13 protein-coding genes are annotated in these 16,135 nt (G+C 75.2%); 7 read left to right on the plus strand and 6 right to left on the minus strand.

Features of this window, described 5'->3' with window-relative positions:
- Positions 1–53: 53 nt before the first annotated feature.
- A complete protein-coding gene (locus O4J56_RS23715; RefSeq protein ID WP_270688766.1) occupies positions 54–860 on the plus strand; it encodes a PhzF family phenazine biosynthesis protein in 807 nt (268 codons plus the stop codon).
- Here O4J56_RS23715 and O4J56_RS23720 read toward each other — a convergent pair.
- Complete coding sequence (locus O4J56_RS23720; protein ID WP_270688768.1) at positions 837–1,691, minus strand: NUDIX domain-containing protein; 855 nt, start codon at positions 1,689–1,691, stop codon at positions 837–839. The two genes, O4J56_RS23715 and O4J56_RS23720, sit on opposite strands and share 24 nt — an antisense overlap.
- Positions 1,692–1,860: 169 nt before the next feature.
- Here O4J56_RS23720 and O4J56_RS23725 point away from each other — a divergent pair, with 169 nt between their 5' ends.
- Positions 1,861–3,159 carry a hypothetical protein gene (locus tag O4J56_RS23725; protein ID WP_270688769.1) on the plus strand — a complete coding sequence of 433 codons (1,299 nt, stop codon included), beginning with the start codon at positions 1,861–1,863 and terminating at the stop codon, positions 3,157–3,159.
- A 21-nt stretch (positions 3,160–3,180) separates the two neighbouring features.
- Here the strand turns inward: O4J56_RS23725 and O4J56_RS23730 are convergent, their stop codons facing one another.
- The 4 genes from O4J56_RS23730 to O4J56_RS23745 all read right to left on the minus strand — a co-directional run bounded on the left by O4J56_RS23730 (position 3,181) and on the right by O4J56_RS23745 (position 6,194).
- Positions 3,181–3,843, minus strand: a complete 663-nt coding sequence (locus O4J56_RS23730; RefSeq protein ID WP_270688771.1) for a GntR family transcriptional regulator — start codon at positions 3,841–3,843, stop codon at positions 3,181–3,183.
- Positions 3,844–3,924: 81 nt separating this feature from the next.
- On the minus strand, positions 3,925–4,668 hold the full coding sequence (locus tag O4J56_RS23735) for a maleate cis-trans isomerase family protein (protein WP_270688773.1): 744 nt from the start codon (positions 4,666–4,668) through the stop codon (positions 3,925–3,927).
- Entirely contained in the window at positions 4,665–5,630 is a 966-nt protein-coding gene (locus O4J56_RS23740; protein ID WP_270688775.1) for a maleate cis-trans isomerase family protein, read from the minus strand. Before O4J56_RS23740 ends, O4J56_RS23735 begins: the two co-directional genes overlap by 4 nt.
- An 81-nt stretch (positions 5,631–5,711) precedes the next feature.
- Positions 5,712–6,194, minus strand: a complete 483-nt coding sequence (locus O4J56_RS23745; RefSeq protein ID WP_270679054.1) for a DUF3830 family protein — start codon at positions 6,192–6,194, stop codon at positions 5,712–5,714.
- 371 nt (positions 6,195–6,565) lie between these two features.
- On the opposite strand from O4J56_RS23745, the gene O4J56_RS23750 reads away from it, so the two are divergent.
- The 3 genes from O4J56_RS23750 to O4J56_RS23760 all read left to right on the plus strand — a co-directional run bounded on the left by O4J56_RS23750 (position 6,566) and on the right by O4J56_RS23760 (position 9,954).
- Positions 6,566–7,567 (plus strand): D-2-hydroxyacid dehydrogenase, encoded by a 1,002-nt coding sequence (locus tag O4J56_RS23750; protein ID WP_270688777.1) that lies wholly within the window; start codon positions 6,566–6,568, stop codon positions 7,565–7,567.
- A 45-nt stretch (positions 7,568–7,612) separates the two neighbouring features.
- A complete protein-coding gene (locus O4J56_RS23755) occupies positions 7,613–9,040 on the plus strand; it encodes an amidase (protein ID WP_270688778.1) in 1,428 nt (475 codons plus the stop codon).
- 239 nt (positions 9,041–9,279) lie between these two features.
- Positions 9,280–9,954 carry a response regulator gene (locus O4J56_RS23760; protein ID WP_270688779.1) on the plus strand — a complete coding sequence of 225 codons (675 nt, stop codon included), beginning with the start codon at positions 9,280–9,282 and terminating at the stop codon, positions 9,952–9,954.
- A 613-nt stretch (positions 9,955–10,567) separates the two neighbouring features.
- On the opposite strand, the gene O4J56_RS23765 is transcribed toward O4J56_RS23760, so the two are convergent.
- Complete coding sequence (locus O4J56_RS23765; RefSeq protein WP_270688780.1) at positions 10,568–12,346, minus strand: sensor histidine kinase; 1,779 nt, start codon at positions 12,344–12,346, stop codon at positions 10,568–10,570.
- A gap of 250 nt (positions 12,347–12,596) precedes the next feature.
- Between O4J56_RS23765 and O4J56_RS23770 the strand changes: the two genes are divergently transcribed.
- Together O4J56_RS23770 and O4J56_RS23775 are read left to right on the plus strand one after the other, a co-directional pair.
- Complete coding sequence (locus tag O4J56_RS23770; RefSeq protein WP_270688781.1) at positions 12,597–13,868, plus strand: hypothetical protein; 1,272 nt, start codon at positions 12,597–12,599, stop codon at positions 13,866–13,868.
- 349 nt (positions 13,869–14,217) lie between these two features.
- Positions 14,218–15,387 (plus strand): hypothetical protein, encoded by a 1,170-nt coding sequence (locus O4J56_RS23775; RefSeq protein WP_270688782.1) that lies wholly within the window; start codon positions 14,218–14,220, stop codon positions 15,385–15,387.
- Positions 15,388–16,135: the final 748 nt, after the last annotated feature.

Genomic DNA, 16,135 nt, shown 5'->3' on the forward strand with positions numbered 1-16,135 from the left:
GTGCCCCCACCCTGGGCCCCGGGGTGGGCCGGGGCGCTGTTAGCTTGCCGACCATGACCCGTTTCCGCGTCGTGGACGCCTTCACCGACCGCCCCTTCTCGGGCAACCCGGCCGCCGTGATCGTGCTGGACGGCCCCCACGACGCCCGGTGGGCCCAGCAGGTGGCCGCCGAGTTCAACCTCTCCGAGACGGCCTTCGTCGTGCCCGACGCCGACCCCGCGGCCGACTACGGGCTGCGCTGGTTCACCCCCGCCGTGGAGGTGGCGCTGTGCGGCCACGCCACCCTCGCCGCCGCCCATGCCCTGGCCGAGGACGGGGTCGTGGGCCCCATCCGCTTCTCCACCCGGTGGAGCGGCGTCCTCACCGTCGAGCGGCGCGACGGACGGCTGTGGATGGACTTCCCGGCCCACCCGCCGCAGGAGGCCCCGGTCCCCGACGGCCTCGCGGAGGCGCTCGGCGCCGGGATCGTGCGCGCCGGGACCGCCGGGACGGGCGACCTCATCGTCGAGCTGGCCGAGGAGTCGGCCGTGCGCGGCCTGGACCCGGCCCCCTCCCGGCTCGGCGGCTACGCCGAGCGCGGCGTCATCGTCACCGCCCGCGCCGACGAGGGCCGCCCCTACGCCTTCGTGTCCCGCTTCTTCGCCACCGACGTCGGCGTCGACGAGGACCCGGTCACCGGCAGCGCCCACACCGTGCTCACCCCCTACTGGGCGGAGCGGCTCGGAGGCACCGCCTTCGAGGCCCTCCAGTGCTCCGCGCGCGGCGGGCGGCTCTCGGTCGAGGTGCCGCCGGAGGAGCCGGGGCGGGTGCGCATCGGCGGGTCGGCGGTCACCGTCTCAGAGGGCCACCTCGCGGTCTGACCCGGGGACCGGGTCCGCCGCCTCCGTGCGCTCCAGCAGCCACGCCGGAGGCACGGTGCCCGGGCCTCCGGCGGCGGTGACGGTGAGCACCGAGCCCCGGCCGCCGCCCGCCCGCCCGGCGTCCGCGACCACCTCGACCCCGGGCACCGGGGCCACCGGCACCGGGGTCACCAGCCGCACCCGCGGGAACCAGGTGTGCAGCGGCGGCAGCCCCAGGCCCGAGGGCAGGTCCCCCGCGGGAACGCCGGCGCGGGCCAGTCCGGCCAGCGCGTCCCGCAGGGCCGACGTCCGCTCCGGCGTGGCGGCCTCCCCCGCCCGCTCCAGCACCGGGCCGGCCTCCACGACCAGGTCGAGCCGGGCCCCCAGCGCCGACCGCAGCAGCGGCCAGGCGTCGGCGAACGCGGGCACCAGCGGCAGGGCCGGCACCTCGTCCAGCGGCACCCAGCGCACCGCCTCGCTCTCGGCGTTGCCGGGCGCGAACTCGGCCGCCTCCGGGGCGGCGGCGAGCACCGAGTCGTAGTGCCAGACCCGGTCCCCGGCGCGGTACACCCCGGTCACCTCGACCGCGCCCAGGTCCCCGGCGACCTCCTCGCCGAACTCGCGCAGCGCCGCGGCGACCGGGCCCTCCCCGCTGTCCGCGGCACCGCCGGGCAGGCCCCAGGTGTCGCCCTGGTGGCTCCAGGCGGCCCGGTGCTGCAGCAGCACGCACCGGCCGCCGTCCGGGCCGGGCGCGTGCAGCAGCAGCCCCGCCGCCCCGTACCGCCCCCACCTGTGCGTCCCGTCCGCCAGCGTGATCCAGCCGTCGCCGTCGCCCTTGGCCCCTGAGGTCATCCGCGCTTCCTCCCCGCCGTCAACGCCGTCCCCTCCGTTCCTACCGCACCCGGGCGGTCCGGCGCGGCCGAGTCCGGCCAGCGGCCCCGCGGTCGACCGGTCTGTCACCCGGCCCGGATAAGATGCACCGGCCATGAGAAGCCCGGCCCCTTTCGCAGCGCGACTGCCCTTGGACACCCTCGATCTCCTGAGGCGCTACTGGGCACCTTTGTTGTGCGTCTGGTTGGCCGGGGACATCGTCTACCGCCTGCTGCTGCGCGGCATGGCCAAGGCGGCGGCCTTCGAGCCGGTGCTCGGCTACGTGGCCCTGGGCGTGCTCCTGCTGGTCCAGCTCGCCACCTACATCATCATGTTCCACATGCTGCGCCCGGCGCTGCCCACGGTGGACGCGGAGTACCAGCGGGTGCGGTCGGGGGCCCTGCGCGACACGGCCCAGCGCGGAAGCGTCGCCCTCGCCGAGCGCACGATCGTGGACGCCATCGCGATGGCGATCCTGCCGTTCCTGATCTTCTACAGCGCCTGGGACCTCTACGCCGAGGAGTACCGCAAGCTCACCATCGCCGCGGTGAACGAGGAGGGCCTGGACACGCTGCTCGACCTCGGCACGCTGGACCACTCCGGGCCCATGCTGGTCATCGCGGCGGCCGCGTTCGGCCTCCGGGCGCTGTTCGAGCACTACTACAAGAAGAACGACAACAAGTTCCTCGGCCTGGGCACCGCTCTGTTCGAGGCCACCTGGATGTTCATGGGCACCTTCACGCTGGTGTCCGCGTTCACCGAGTTCTGGAAGTGGGCCAAGAGCCGGGCCGCCTGGGTGGTCGTCCAGGACGGGATCGACGGCGCCGTCAACTGGGCCTCGGTGCAGATCGGCGTCGACCTGCAGGACACGCTGCTGCAGATCTACCGGTCGATCGACACCACGTGGTCGATCTTCAAGGACGGCTTCCTCCAGCCGCTGGTCTGGCTGACCATCACCGCGGTCGTCTTCGGCGCCCAGATGGACCGCTACAGCGGGCTGTTCAACGGCAAGGGCCGCACCGCCCGCCTGGAGCGCGTGCTGACCTCCGCCAAGGGGCCGGTCGCCGCGGTCCGGACCTGGATGCGCAAGGACGCCGGGGACAAGTACATCCCCTTCATCAACGCCTTCAAGTTCATCCTCAGCGTCAGCCCGGTCTTCTACCTGTCCTTCTCGCTGTACTACGTCCTCGTGATGCTGGGCACCGAGTGGATGGAGCGCGGCTTCTACCTCTTCTTCGGGCCCGACGACTGGTTCCAGTGGTGGCCGTGGCTGGAGCCGGTGTCGGTGGTCACCCGCCTGGTCCAGGACCTGCTCCGGATCTGCCTGCTCGCCGCCACCTTCGAGCTCATCCTGTTCAAGGTGGGCGGGCGGAGCACCGGGCGGCGGGCGCGCCGGGCCGCCCCGCTGCCGGAGGGCGCCGGCGCCCCGGCGCCGCCCGAGGGGCGCTGAGGCCCGGCGCCCCCGGACGCCTCAGGAACCGCCGTTGACCCGCTCGACGGTGTCCAGCATGTGCGCCGAGATCAGCTCCAGGAGCAGCTCCTCGTCGCCGTCGGTGATGGCGTCCAGCAGCTTGCGGTGCTCCTCGACCAGCTCGTCCGGCTCCGGGTAGCTGCGCTGCATCACCGTCAGGCACATGCGCGTCTCCACCAGCAGCGTCTGCGCCATCCGCTCCAGCCGGGAGTTGCCCGAGCAGCTCACCAGCGCCTGGTGGAAGGCCTGGTCGGCGTCGCTCATCGCGTCCCGGTCGCCGGTGGCGGCGGCCTCCTCCAGCGCCGTCAGCGCCGCCGTGAGCCGGGCCAGGGCCTCGCCCCGGTTGCCGCGCATGATCAGGGCGCACGAGGTCCGCTCGACCGCCAGCCGGGCCACGTAGACGTCGCGCACGTCGTCGGCGGTCAGCTCGCGCACGAACAGGCCCCGGTGCCGCTCACTGCGCAGCAGCCCCTCCTGCACCAGGCGCTGCATGGCCTCGCGGAGCGGGCCGCGGCTGACGCCCAGGCGGGAGGCCAGATCGGTCTCGCCCAGCTGGTCGCCGGGGGACAGGGAGCCGTACATGATCGCCTCCCGGAGCTGGTCGGCGATCAGCTCCGACGTCGATCTCCTCGGTACGGGATGGAGTCGTCCTGGGGAGGTCATGACATGTGTTCACCTCGCTCTCGAGCGTGCGGCCGCCCGGACGGGCGGCCGCACGCGCACACGTTCCGCGTGCGTCGCACCTTATGTCCGCTGCGCGGCCGCTTCGGACGCCCCTGCCCGGAACAGGGTGCCCAGGCCCTCGCGCGGGGCGGTGTCCCCGGCCAGGCGCAGCCCTTCCCACACGCTCACCTGGTTGGCGGTGAGCACGGTCTTGCCCAGCCGCTCCTCCAGGGCGTCCAGCACCCCGGCGGTGTGCAGCGCCGTGTCGGGCACCAGCACCGCCTCGGCGTCCGGGTGGTCGCCCGCGGCGGCGAACTCCAGCACGTCCTCCGGGGGCAGGGTGCCCACCTCGGCCGCGGTGACGATGCCGCGGCCCGCCCAGGCGGCCACCTCGATCCCGGCGTGCCCGAGGAACTCCGCGAAGCGCACCGCCACGTCGTCGGGGTAGGTCGCCGCGACGGCCACCCGGCTCAGCCCCAGGGCGCGCACCGCGTTCACGAACGCGAACGAGGTGCTGGAGGCGGGGCACCCGGCCTCCCGGCCCACGTTCTCGGCCTGCTCGGCCGCGCCCTCCCAGCCGAAGACGAAGCTGCCGCTGGTGCAGGCCCACACCGCCGCGTCGACGCCCAGGGAGCGCAGCTCGCGCGCCCCCTCGCCGAGCACGTCGTCCCCGCCGACGTCGAGCAGCGCGTCCACCCGGTGCGCGTCCTCGCGCATGAGCGTGTGCACCACCCGCAGCTCCGTCCCCGGGCCGAGGAGCCCGGACAGGACCGGGTAGTCGTCCTCGGCGCTGTAGCCGGGGTAGAGGAATCCCGCGATGGTCATGCCGATGCCGACCGCCTCTCCGTACCGTCTCCTCCGCGGCCGTCCCGGCCGCCGTGCGCGCCGCCGCCCGGGGCCGTCGCCTCGACGAGGTGCTGCCCGGCGCCCACCGGGTGCCGGCCGACCGCCTGCAGGGCGGCCCACATGGTGACCTGGTTGGCCGCCAGCACCGGCTTGCCGAGCATCCGCTCCAGCGGCGCGATGATGTCGTAGGTGAGCACGTTGGTGCAGCTGATGAAGACCGCCTCGGCCTCGGGCCGGTCGGCGCCGCGCACCGCCTCGACCACCTCGGCGTAGGAGACCTTCCAGATGTGGTCCAGCAGGCCCAGGCCCACCGCGGAGACCACGTCGGTGCCGTGCTCGCCGAGGTAGGCCACCAGGCGCTCGGTGACGCTGTCCACGTAGGGGGTGACCACGGCGACCCGGCGGGTGCCGACCGCCTCCAGCGCGTCGATGAGCGCCCCGGAGGTGGTGACCGCCGCGGGGGCGCCCGCGTCCAGGATGGAGCGGCGCAGCCGCCGCTGGCCCTCGGCGCCGTGGACGAAGCTGCCCGAGGCGCACGCGTACCCCACGACCAGGGGCTCGGGCGCCAGCAGGTCGCGGGTGGCGCGCGCCGCCCCGTCGCCGTCGCTCAGGGCCGAGGCCTGGTCGACGGTCACCGGAACGGGCACGAACGGCAGCCGGGTGACGTACAGGGAGACGTCGTCGGGCGCCCAGCGCCACAGCTCGCGGTCGAGCGCGAAGTCATAGGGCGCGATCATCCCCACGCCCGACTGCGAGGGGGTCTCGGCCACCGCCGAGATCTCCACCAGCCCGTTCGCCGTCTCCTGGTCGGGGAGCAGGCCGCGCTCGCCCAGCAGCGACAGCGACGCGTCCCGCTCGGCCTCGGGGCCGCGGGTCCGGGGCGCCGACACCCCGGGCCCTCCTCCGCAGGCCGGGCCGGTGGTTCCGTGTTCGGTCCGCATTGGTCACTCACCTCCTTCTTCGCTTACCTGTGCAGGGGTCGTCGGTTCTCATCCGCGGGGTGGTCCGCGCGCGGGACCGGATCAGCGCTCCAGGCGCCGGTAGACCAGGCGCTCCCCGGCGCCGCCCGAGCGCCACACGTCGTTGCAGGCCTCGGCCATCCGGTCCAGGCCCTCGACGATGCCCGCGAAGACGTTTCCGGGCACCCAGCCCACGTCCCCGTTGAGCAGGAGGTTGTTGCGCCCGTAGAAGACGGCCAGGTCGATCACGCCGGGGAGGGCGTCGATGCCCTTCTCCTCCTTGAAGCGGCGGTCGAGCATGCCCCCGTTGAAGGAGAAGTACACGACGTCGCCGGGGATGGGCGTGACGGTGGGGTTCTCCTGGCCGGGCTCCTCCTCGGCGAAGCGCGGCACCATCGTGTACACCTCGTTGCGGGCGTACTTGGCGTGGTAGGCGTCGCCGCCCTGGGGCAGGGCGTTCCAGACGGCCTCGCAGGTGCGGGGGGCGTCCTTGTCGTAGAGCTCGGCGACGCACTCCACGCCGCGCTTCTCCAGAGTGATGGACATGTACCGGGGCATCGTGGCATCGGCCCTTTCGTCGCGGTGGGTGCGGCGCGGTGCTGGTGGCCGCCCGTGGCGCGGCCCGCAGCCCTGGTGTGTGCGCGGGCGCCCGCGTCCCACGGGTGTCCTCGCCCGCACAGGGGTACATCATCCGCTGATTGTCGACAATCATACGATCGCGCTCCCCGACGGATCAACGGTCACTCGGGACGGCGGGTCACCTCACCGTCACCAGGTGCGCGCGTCCGTCGATTGTTGACAATCGTAGGGGCGGTCCCTAGCGTTTCAAAGGCTTCGCGGCACCCGTGATCGCCCACCGGGCCGACGGGTAGGGGAGCAGCGACACGAGCACGACCGTTGATTCCGGAGCCGCCCCCGTGACGACCGCCGACCCCTCCGCGCCCGCCCTCGTCGTCCTGCACGGCGGGGAGCTGCCCCCCGGCCGCGAGCGCATCGACCGCCACCCCGGCCTGTCCGAGGTCCGCTACGCCACCGCAGGGCAGCTCGCCGATGCGCTGCCCGGGGCGCGGATCCTGCTGGTGTGGGACCTGTTCACCGAGGCCCTGACGGCCGCCTGGGACGCCGCCGACTCCCTGGAGTGGGTGCACGCCGCCACCACCGGGGTGGACAACCTGATGTTCCCCGGGCTGGTCGACAGCGGCGTGGAGCTGACCAACTCCCGCGGCGTCTTCGAGGGGCCCATCGCCGAGACCGTGCTCGGCCTCGTCCTGTCCTTCGCCAAGGACCTGCACGGCAGCCGCGACCTGCAGCGCTCCCACACCTGGAAGTGGCGGGAGAGCGAGCGGATCCAGGGCCGCACCGCGATGGTCGTGGGCACCGGCCCCATCGGCCGCGCCATCGCCCGCCTGCTGTCCGCCGCCGGGCTGGAGGTCATGGGCGCCGGGCGCACCCCCCGCACCGGCGACCCCGACTTCGGCACCGTCGTCTCCGCCGACCCCGGTGCGCCGGGCGGGATCGGCGACGCCCTCGGCGGCGTGGACTACGCCGTCGTCGCCGCGCCGCTCACCGACGCCACCCGGGGCCTGTTCGACGCCCGGCTGCTGTCCCGGATGAAGCCCGAGGCGCGGCTGATCAACGTCGCGCGCGGCCCCATCGTCGTCGAGGAGGACCTGGTGCGCGCGCTGCGCGAGGGGACCATCGCCGGGGCCGCCCTCGACGTGTTCGAGACCGAGCCGCTGCCGGACGCCTCGCCGCTGTGGGACCTGCCCCAGGCGGTCGTGCTGCCCCACATGTCGGGGGACGTCGCGGGGTGGAAGGACGAGCTGGTGCGGGTCTTCCTGGACAACCTCGACCGCCGCCTGCGCGGCGAGGAGCCGCGCAACCTCGTGGACAAGGCGCGGGGGTATCCGCGCGGGTAGCGGTGTTCCGCGGACGGACGGGCTGGAAGAACGGAGGGGTCATAGATGACGACCAGGCATGAGGGGGAGGCGGTGGACCGGGACGCGCCGGCCGACCTGACGGCGGCCGACCTGCTGGAGGGGTTCGCCCGCGGCGGCCCCACCCCGGTGGAGGCGCTGGAGTCGGTCCTGGCGCGCATCGACCGCGAGGACGCGGCGCTCAACGCCTTCTGCGCGGTCTTCGCCGACGAGGCGCGCGAACAGGCGCGCGCGTCGGCCGAGCGGTGGGCACGGGGCACCCCGATCGGGCCGCTGGACGGTGTCCCCGTCGCGGTCAAGGACGTGCACCTGATGCGCGGGCACCCCACCCGGCGCGGATCGCACGTGGCCGGGGCGCACGCCCCCTTCGACGACGACTCCCCCGTGGTGGCCCGGCTGCGCGAGGCCGGGGCGGTGTTCACCGGCAAGACCACCACCCCCGAGATCGCCTGGAAGGGCGTCACCGACTCCCCGGTCACCGGCATCACCCGCAACCCGTGGGACCTGTCGCGCACCCCCGGCGGGTCGAGCGGCGGGGCGGCGGCCGCGGTCGCCGCCGGCATGGGCCCGATGGCCACCGGCACCGACGGCGGCGGGTCGGTGCGCATCCCGGCCTCCTTCACCGGGGTCTACGCCCTCAAGCCCACGTGGGGCCGGGTCCCGCACCACCCCGCCAGCGCCTTCGGCAGCCTCGCGCACACCGGGCCCATCACCCGCACCGTCACCGACGCGGCGCTGATGATGGACGTGATCAGCCGCCCGGACGCGCGCGACTGGGGGGCCATGCCGCCCCCGGCCGAGTCGTTCGCCGAGGCGGTGGCCGCCGCCGACGTGCGGGGGCTGCGCGTCGCCTACAGCCCCGCGCTGTGGGGCATCGGCGTGGACCCGGAGGTCGCCCGGCTGTGCGAGCGGGCGGCCGGGGTGTTCGAGGAGCTCGGCGCGCATGTGGAGCGGGAGGACCCGCCGGTCCCCGACTGCCGCGAGGAGTTCCACGTGCTCTGGTACAGCGGCGCCGCCAAGGCCATGGAGGGGGTGAGCGAGGAGGACCTGGAGCGCGTCGACCCGGGGCTGCTGGAGATCGTCGAGGAGGGGCGCCGCTACAGCGCCGTGGACTACCTCCGCGCCACCGCCCTGCGGATGTCCATGGGCGAGGCGATGGGGCTGTTCCACGAGCGCTACGACCTCCTCCTGACCCCCGCCATGCCGATCGCCGCGTTCGAGGCGGGCCTGGAGGTGCCCCCGGGCTCCTCCGACCCGCGCTGGACGTCCTGGGCCGGGTTCAGCTACCCGTTCAACATGACCTCCCAGCCGGCGGCGAGCGTCCCGTGCGGGCTGACCGGCGGGGGGCTCCCGGTGGGCCTGCAGATCGTGGGGGCCCGGCACGCCGACGGGCGGGTGCTCGCGGCGTCCCGGGCCTACGAGGAGGCGATCCCCTGGCCGTCGCTGGTGGTCTGAATGGTGTGAGACCGCCGCCGCGCCGCCCCGCGGGGTCCGCGTCCCCGCGGGGCGGCGCGGGCCGCGTCCGCGCCCGGCCGTGCCCTGATCTGCAGCGGACGCGGGATTCGGGACCTTGGGCCGACCCCATTGACGACCTTCGGCGGACGCGCGGGTCGAAGGGGGTAATACCGTCGTTTCCGTCGAATCCGCAGCGACACGCGCCCGGAACGGTCCGGGCGCTCCGGGGAGGGGAGCCCATGGCGCCGGGAACCGCGACGAAACCGATCAAGGTCTTCCTGGTCGACGACCACGAGGTGGTCCGCAGGGGCGTGGCGGCGCTCCTGGACGGCGAGGAGGACATGAAGGTCGTCGGCGAGGCCGGGACCGCCGAGCAGGCGCTCGCGCGCATCCCCGCGGCCTCTCCGGACGTGGCGGTGCTGGACGTGCGCCTGCCCGGGGGGTCGGGGGTGGGCGTGTGCCGGGAGATCCGGTCGGACCGCCCCGAGATCGCCTGCCTGATGCTGACCTCCTTCGCCGACGACGAGGCCCTGTTCGAGGCGGTGATGGCGGGAGCCGCGGGGTACGTGCTCAAGCAGATCCACGGCGCCGACCTGGTCGGGGCGGTGCGCACGGTGGCCGCGGGCGGGTCGCTGCTGGACCCGGGCAGCACGGGCCGGGTGATGGAGCGCCTGCGCAGCAACCCGCCGCGCCCCGACCCGCTGTCGGAGCTGAGCCCCCAGGAGCGCCAGATCCTCGACCTGATCGGCGAGGGCCTGACGAACCGCCAGATCGGCGAGCGGCTGGACCTGGCGGAGAAGACCGTGAAGAACTACGTGTCGAGCCTGCTGTCCAAGCTCGACCTCAAACGCCGCACCCAGGCGGCGGTCCTGGTCGCCGAACTCCGCACGAGGGGCCGCTCCCACTTCGAGTAGCGGGCCGTCGGGCCGGCCGGTACCCCGCTCACGGCCCCCGGCCGGGCGGAGGGCCGACGGAGTGCCTTCCTGGCGCCTCGGACGCCCTGGGGGAATCTTGAGTGGTGAAACCGACACCTGATCCGCCTAAAAGCGTCGATTCCACGACGCTGGATGCCCGGCCCCTTGCTTGCTGCCTGTTGTGCCCGGTATGCACCACCCGGGCGGCCCTCCCCGCGATGATCTCGACGGAAGTGCCGTCAAAACCGCCGGAATGGCAGCACTCTTGTCGAGATCATCGCCGGGCAGGGGTGCACCGGGCCGACGGCCGCCACGAGCGCGGGCGAGCACGCGCCTCCATCACCGCGCCGCCGCCCGGACCGCCCGGGGCCCGCCGGACGGCCGGCAGGGCCGAGGAACCGCCCGGGTCTGGTCGTCGCCGCCATCCACGGCGACCACGCATACGCCGGTCGGACGACAACGCTGCGGGAAGGGCCACCCGCCTCCGTCGTCGCCGCCATCCACCCCACGCCCCGTCGCTCCGCCGCCCGGCCGGGGCGGCCCGTGAGCGGGGCACCTGCTCTGCCGTCGCTTCGGCGGAGGGCCCTGTGGTCACCGACGCGCAGGGCTCCTTTCAGAGGATGGTCGACCCCGAGGGCAACGTGTTCTGCCTGACGTCCGACTGATCCGACCGGGCCGTTGAGCCCGCCTCCTCCGCCCGGTCCGGGAGGGGGACGCTCCACCGCAGCAGGGTGCCCCCGGCGAGGCTGGGCTCCGCGCTGAACGTGCCGCCCAGGTCACGCGCGCGCTCCTCCAGGTTGCGCAGGCCGCTCCGCCGCCCGCACGGCTCGATGCCCTTGCCGTTGTCGCTCACGTGCAGGGTGACGTGCGTGTCCACGTCCACCGATACGTGCACCTCGGTGGCGTGCGCGTGCCGGGCCACATTGGACAGCGCCTCGCCCAGGACCGCCAGCAGGTGCTCGGCGACCTGCTCGGGCACCGACGCGTCGATCGGCCCCTCCAGCCGCACCCCCGGCTGGCAGCCCAGCGACCGGGCAGCCCCCTCGGCCGCGTCCAGGATCCGCCCGCGCAGCGAGTAGTCGCTGCGCGTCGGCGGGGTCTGCAGCGCGACCACCGTGGAGCGGATCTCCCGGATCGTCTCGTCGAGGTCGTCGATCGTGTGCTGGATCCGGTCCCGCGCCTGCGGGGCGTCCACCAGCCGCAGCGTGCTCATCAGGGTCATCGCCGAGGCGAACATCCGCTGGATGACCACGTCGTGCAGGTCCTTGGCGATGCGGTCGCGGTCCTCCAGCACCACCAGCCGCTCGGCGTCCCGGCGGGCCTCGGCCAGCTCCAGGGCGACCGCCGCCTGCCCGGCGAACGCGTCGATCATGTGCCGGGTGGTGGCCCCGAACGGGGAGCTCACCCCCTTCTTGGCGAGCAGCAGCACCCCGCGCGTGCGGTCCGGGGTGCCCAGCGGCACCAGCAGCCCGGGCCCGAAGCCGCGGTGGGTGAGCATGGGGCAGTCGGCGTGCCGCAGGTCCGGGATGGTGACCGCCTCGCCGTGCCGGTACACCGCGCCGCACGCGGTCTGCGACACCGCCAGCGGGGTCCCCAGGATCTGCCCCGCCACCGGTCCGTCGGCGATCCGGGCGACCAGCTCGTGCCCGCGCGCCTCGGGCAGCAGCACCACGGCGATGTCGGCCCCGGCCATCTCGCGGGCGTTGCGGGCCAGCAGGCCCAGCACGTCGTGCGGGTCGTCCCCGGAGAGCAGGCGGGTGGTGATCTCGGTGGAGGCCGAGAGCCACCGCTCGCGCCGCCGGGTCTCCTCGTACAGCCGCGCGTTCTCGATGGCCACGCCCGCGGCGGTGGCCAGCGCCGTCACCACGGCCTCGTCGTCCTCGTCGAACTGGCCGCCGCCGCGCTTCTCGGTCAGGTAGAGGTTGCCGAACACCTCGTCGCGCACCTGGATCGGCACGCCCAGGAAGGAGCGCATCGGCGGGTGCCCCTCGGGGAAGCCGTGGCGGCCGGGGTGGCGGGACAGGTCGCTCAGCCGGAGCGCGCGGCGCTCCCGGGTGGGGACCGCCAGCAGGCCCTCCCCGTGCGGGAACCGGCTGACCCGGGCCGCCTGCTCCTCGCTCAGGCCCACCGGGATGAACTCGCTGAACCTGCCGTCCTCGCCGATGACGCCGAGCCCGGCGTAGCGGGCGTCCACCAGGTCCGCGGCGGCCGGGGTGAGCCGCCGCAGCACGGTGCCCAGGTCGAGCTCGCGGCCGATGGACAGCACGGCCTCCAGCAGCGAGTGCACCCGGTCCCGGCTGCTCAGCTCGGTCTGCAGCCGGGCGTTCAGCTCGGCCAAGAGCTCATCGAGGCTGGTCCGCGGGCGCGGGGTGGCTTCGGGGAGTTCGGTCACGGGTCCTACCTCCGACCGTCACGCTTTCGTTGCGGCTCGCTTCCCACCGTGAAAATTACCGGCATTCGTGACGGAGCGTCCCCGCGGTGGGCGTCGGCGATCCGTTCCGGTGCGGACCGTGACGGAAAAAATCAGTGATCAGGGTTGTCCGTATAAGGGTTCATGCTACGGTCGCGTTCAGAATCCGGGCCGCCCCCGCGGCCGGGTTCCCTCCGACCGTATTCCCCCTCCGCCGAATCGAGGACCCGCGATGCGACGCACGGAAAGGCCGGGACGCGCGCTGCGCGTGCTGGCCGCCGTGCGCACCGGCGCCGCGGGGACCGCGCGGAGGACCCTGTGCGTCGCCGGGTTCGTGGCGGCCGCGTGGCTGGCGGGCTCCGCCGCCGCCTCGGCCGACGACGGCCCCGGCGCCGGCGGCCCGAAGGCCGTCGGCGGTGCCGCGGGCGCCGAGGCGTCGGCCCCCGCCGTCCCCGGCGGAGGAGGTTCCTCCGGTGGAGACGGCGCCGGGAACGGCGGCGGCCGGGGGCAGGGCGGTTCGACCGGTTCGACCGGCTCGACCGGCTCAGGCGGCGGCTCGGGCGCGGACGCCTCCCAGCCCTCCTCGGGCGGGAGCGGGGCCGCGCCGTCGGCCTCCGGCCAGCAGGCGCCCGCCGCGCCGGCACCCGCGCCGAAGAGCGCGCAGTCGGCCCCGGCTCCGCAGGGCGGTTCCGCTCAGGAGGCCCCGAAGCAGCAGGAGGCCCCGAAGCAGGACGCAGGCGCCCCCGGGAACCCCGGCCGGAGCGACGGCGCCGCCAAGCCCGAGAGCACCGGCGAAGGCGCCGGGGAGGGCAAGGGCTCCCAGAGCGGTAAGCCGCGCAAGTCGGTCACCGGCACCGCCAATGCGGCCGTCTCCGCGGTCGGCGACGTGGCGGGCCTGGGCACCCGGAACCAGAAGGACACCAAGAACGGCGGCCCGCACAAGGCTGCCGACACCGGCAAGGGCGGCCGCCCCGCGGCCGCTTCCGGCGCCGGGCACCTCCTGAACGGGCTCGGCCACGGTGACGCCGGTGCCCTCGGCGCCGCCGACGTGCCGCGCAAGGCCCTCGGCCTGGCCCGCGACACCGTGGACGCCGCGCACGCCCGCACCGGCGGGGACCGGGACGAGCGCGCCGACGGCGACGACCGCGGGCGCCGCGACGCCTCCGAGGAGGACGGTGCCGAGAAGGCGCACGTCCACACCTCCCGCGGCTGCCACCACGACTTCGGCACCTCCGCCCCCGTGCGGGCCGGGGTGGCCGACACGGCGGAGCCCGACGCCTCCGCCGCCCCCGCCGGGGACGACCGCGGCGCTCCCGCCGCCCACCAGTCCTCCCCGCTCGCCGTCGGCGCCTCGGCGTCCGCCGGCGCCCCGCCCGCCGTCGCGGGCTTCCTCCCCGCGGCCGTCGCGCCGCGCCCCTCGGCCGGCCGGCCCGGCACCCCCGGCGTCCCCGCCGCGGTCGTGCCCCAGGACCCCGCCGACGAGCCGGGCGTCTCCCCGGACTAGCACCCCCGCCCGACGGGCCGCGTCACCCCGTGCCGTGAGAGCACGGGCCGATCATCCGGACGCGGCGTCCCGGCACCCCCTCTGGTACCGCACCGCCTGACGTCCCAGTGCCGCAGCGCCCTGGGGGCCGACGTGAGCTCCTCCCGACGGGAGGGTTCACGCCGGCCGGCGGTCCGCCAGACCCGCCGGACGGCCCCGACCCGCAGGATCCCCGCCCACCAGGCGCGGGAGCCCACGGCCGGGGAGCCCGCACCCCACCCACCGAGTGGCCGCACAGCGTCTGAGGCCGGGCGCACGGCGGCGATCCCCACGTACAGCGACAGACCACACGATCCGGGAAGGATTTCCCATGTTCGAGTTCGCTCGGAATTCGGCGAAGGCCGTTCTGGTGGCGGCGGGCGCCGCCGGCTTCGCCGCCCTCGGCGCGGGTGCCGCGTCGGCCGCCCCCGTGGCCGCCCCGCAGCCGCTCACCCCGCTGACCGACGCCGCGCCGCTGATGGCCTCCGCGGCTCTGGCACCGGTCACCGCCCCGCTCGCCGCGGGCGAGGTGCCGGACATGGCGCGCACCGCGCCCGCGCCCGACACCCGCAACCTGGTCCTGGCCGGGTCCGACGCCTCCGGCGCGGGCGGCGCGCTGGACCAGGGCATGACGACCCTCGACGGCGCCGTCGACCAGGCCCTGGGCCAGGGCCCGGCGGCCACGCAGCGCCAGAGCTCGCCGGTCGGCGGCGACGCCCTCGCGGGGAACCCGGCGCCGGGGCTGAACGGGACCGTCCACAGCACCACCAACCAGGTGCTGAACAGCGGGAAGAAGGCGCTGAAGCCGCTGCGCGCCCACCAGTCCGCGCCCCTGGCCGGGAACCCGGTCCCGGGGCTGAACGGGAAGGCGCACAGCACCACCAACCGCGTGCTGAACACCGGAAAGAAGCAGCTCAAGCCGCTGCGCGCCCACCAGAGCGCGCCGCTGGCCGGGAACCCGGCCGCGGGCCACCCGGCGAAGAGCCTGAACGGCCTGGTCCACGGCACGGTCAACAGCACCCCCAAGGGCAACCCCGTCCCCGGGGCCGGGCCCGCCGTGCGCAAGGTCGCGGACACCGCCTCCGACATGGTCGTGGTGGCCGAGCAGGACGACCCGCGCAAGCTGACCTCGGCCGAGCAGGGCGCCTCCGACGACCTGGTGGGCGGCGTCGCCGACCAGGCCGGGGGCGCGGTCGGCACCGTCCTGCCGAACACCGCCGAGGAGCTGAAGAGCATGTCCGAGGAGCCCCCGGTCACGGTCGACCAGGGCGGCGTCGCCGACACCGTCGGCGGTGTGACCGACAAGGCGTCGACCGACGAGCTGCCGGTCCCCCAGTCCCTGCCGACGGACGCCGTGACCGATGGCGGCCTGCCCACCGGGGGCGGCCTGCCCACTGAGGGCGCGCCCACCGACGCCCTGAACACCGACGTGGCCGACGGCCTGTCGGTCGGCCCCGAACTGCCCGCTCCCGGCGGGGCCCTGGAGGCGCCCCTGGGCTAGTTCCCCTAGGCCGTGCGTCCCGCGTGTCTCCGTCCACCGCGGGATGCACGACGGCCCTGGGCGGTGCGCGACCGGCCCCGGCGAGCGGGGCGTCCGGCTGGGTTGTGGGGACCCTCCGGACGGAGTTGCCGGGAGCCTGGTCGCCCGCTCAGGGCCCCTACTGCCGCCCGCGGTGTCCGCTGGGACCGCGGGCGGCATTCTTGTGCCCGGGAGCCCCGGTGCCCCCACAGGAGGGCGGGTACGCCGCTCACGGCCGTCAGCGAGCGGAAGGCCGGCGGCGAGCGGGGCGGGAGACGTCGGTGCCCCTTCCGGTAGCGCTGCCGGATGGCGGGCGTGTGCGTGGTCGCCGTGCTTGGCAGCGACGGCAGAAGCGGGGCGGTTCCCCGGCCCCGCCTCCCGGGCGGCGGGCCCCTCGCGGTCCGGGCGGGCGGCTGAGCTGGTACCCCGCTTCAGGGCCCCGGCCGGGCGGCGGGCCGTCGGGGTGTGGGATGGATGGCGGCGACGACGGAGGCGGGTGGCCCTTCCCGCAGCGTCGTCGTCCGTCCGGCGTGTGCGTGGTCGGCATGGATGGCGGCGACGGAGTGAGCGGGGCGGTTCCCCGGCCCCGCCTGCCGTCCGTCCGGCCCCTCGCGGTCCGGGCGGCAGCGCGGTACTGGAGGCGCGTGCCCGCCCGCGTTCGTGGCGCCCCCTCCTCGTTGATCTCGGGGAAAACGCCCCTACCGGGCCGGTTTTAGCGTCGTTTCTCCCG

Source organism: Nocardiopsis endophytica (assembly GCF_027706725.1).
Taxonomy (GTDB): domain Bacteria; phylum Actinomycetota; class Actinomycetes; order Streptosporangiales; family Streptosporangiaceae; genus Nocardiopsis_A; species Nocardiopsis_A endophytica.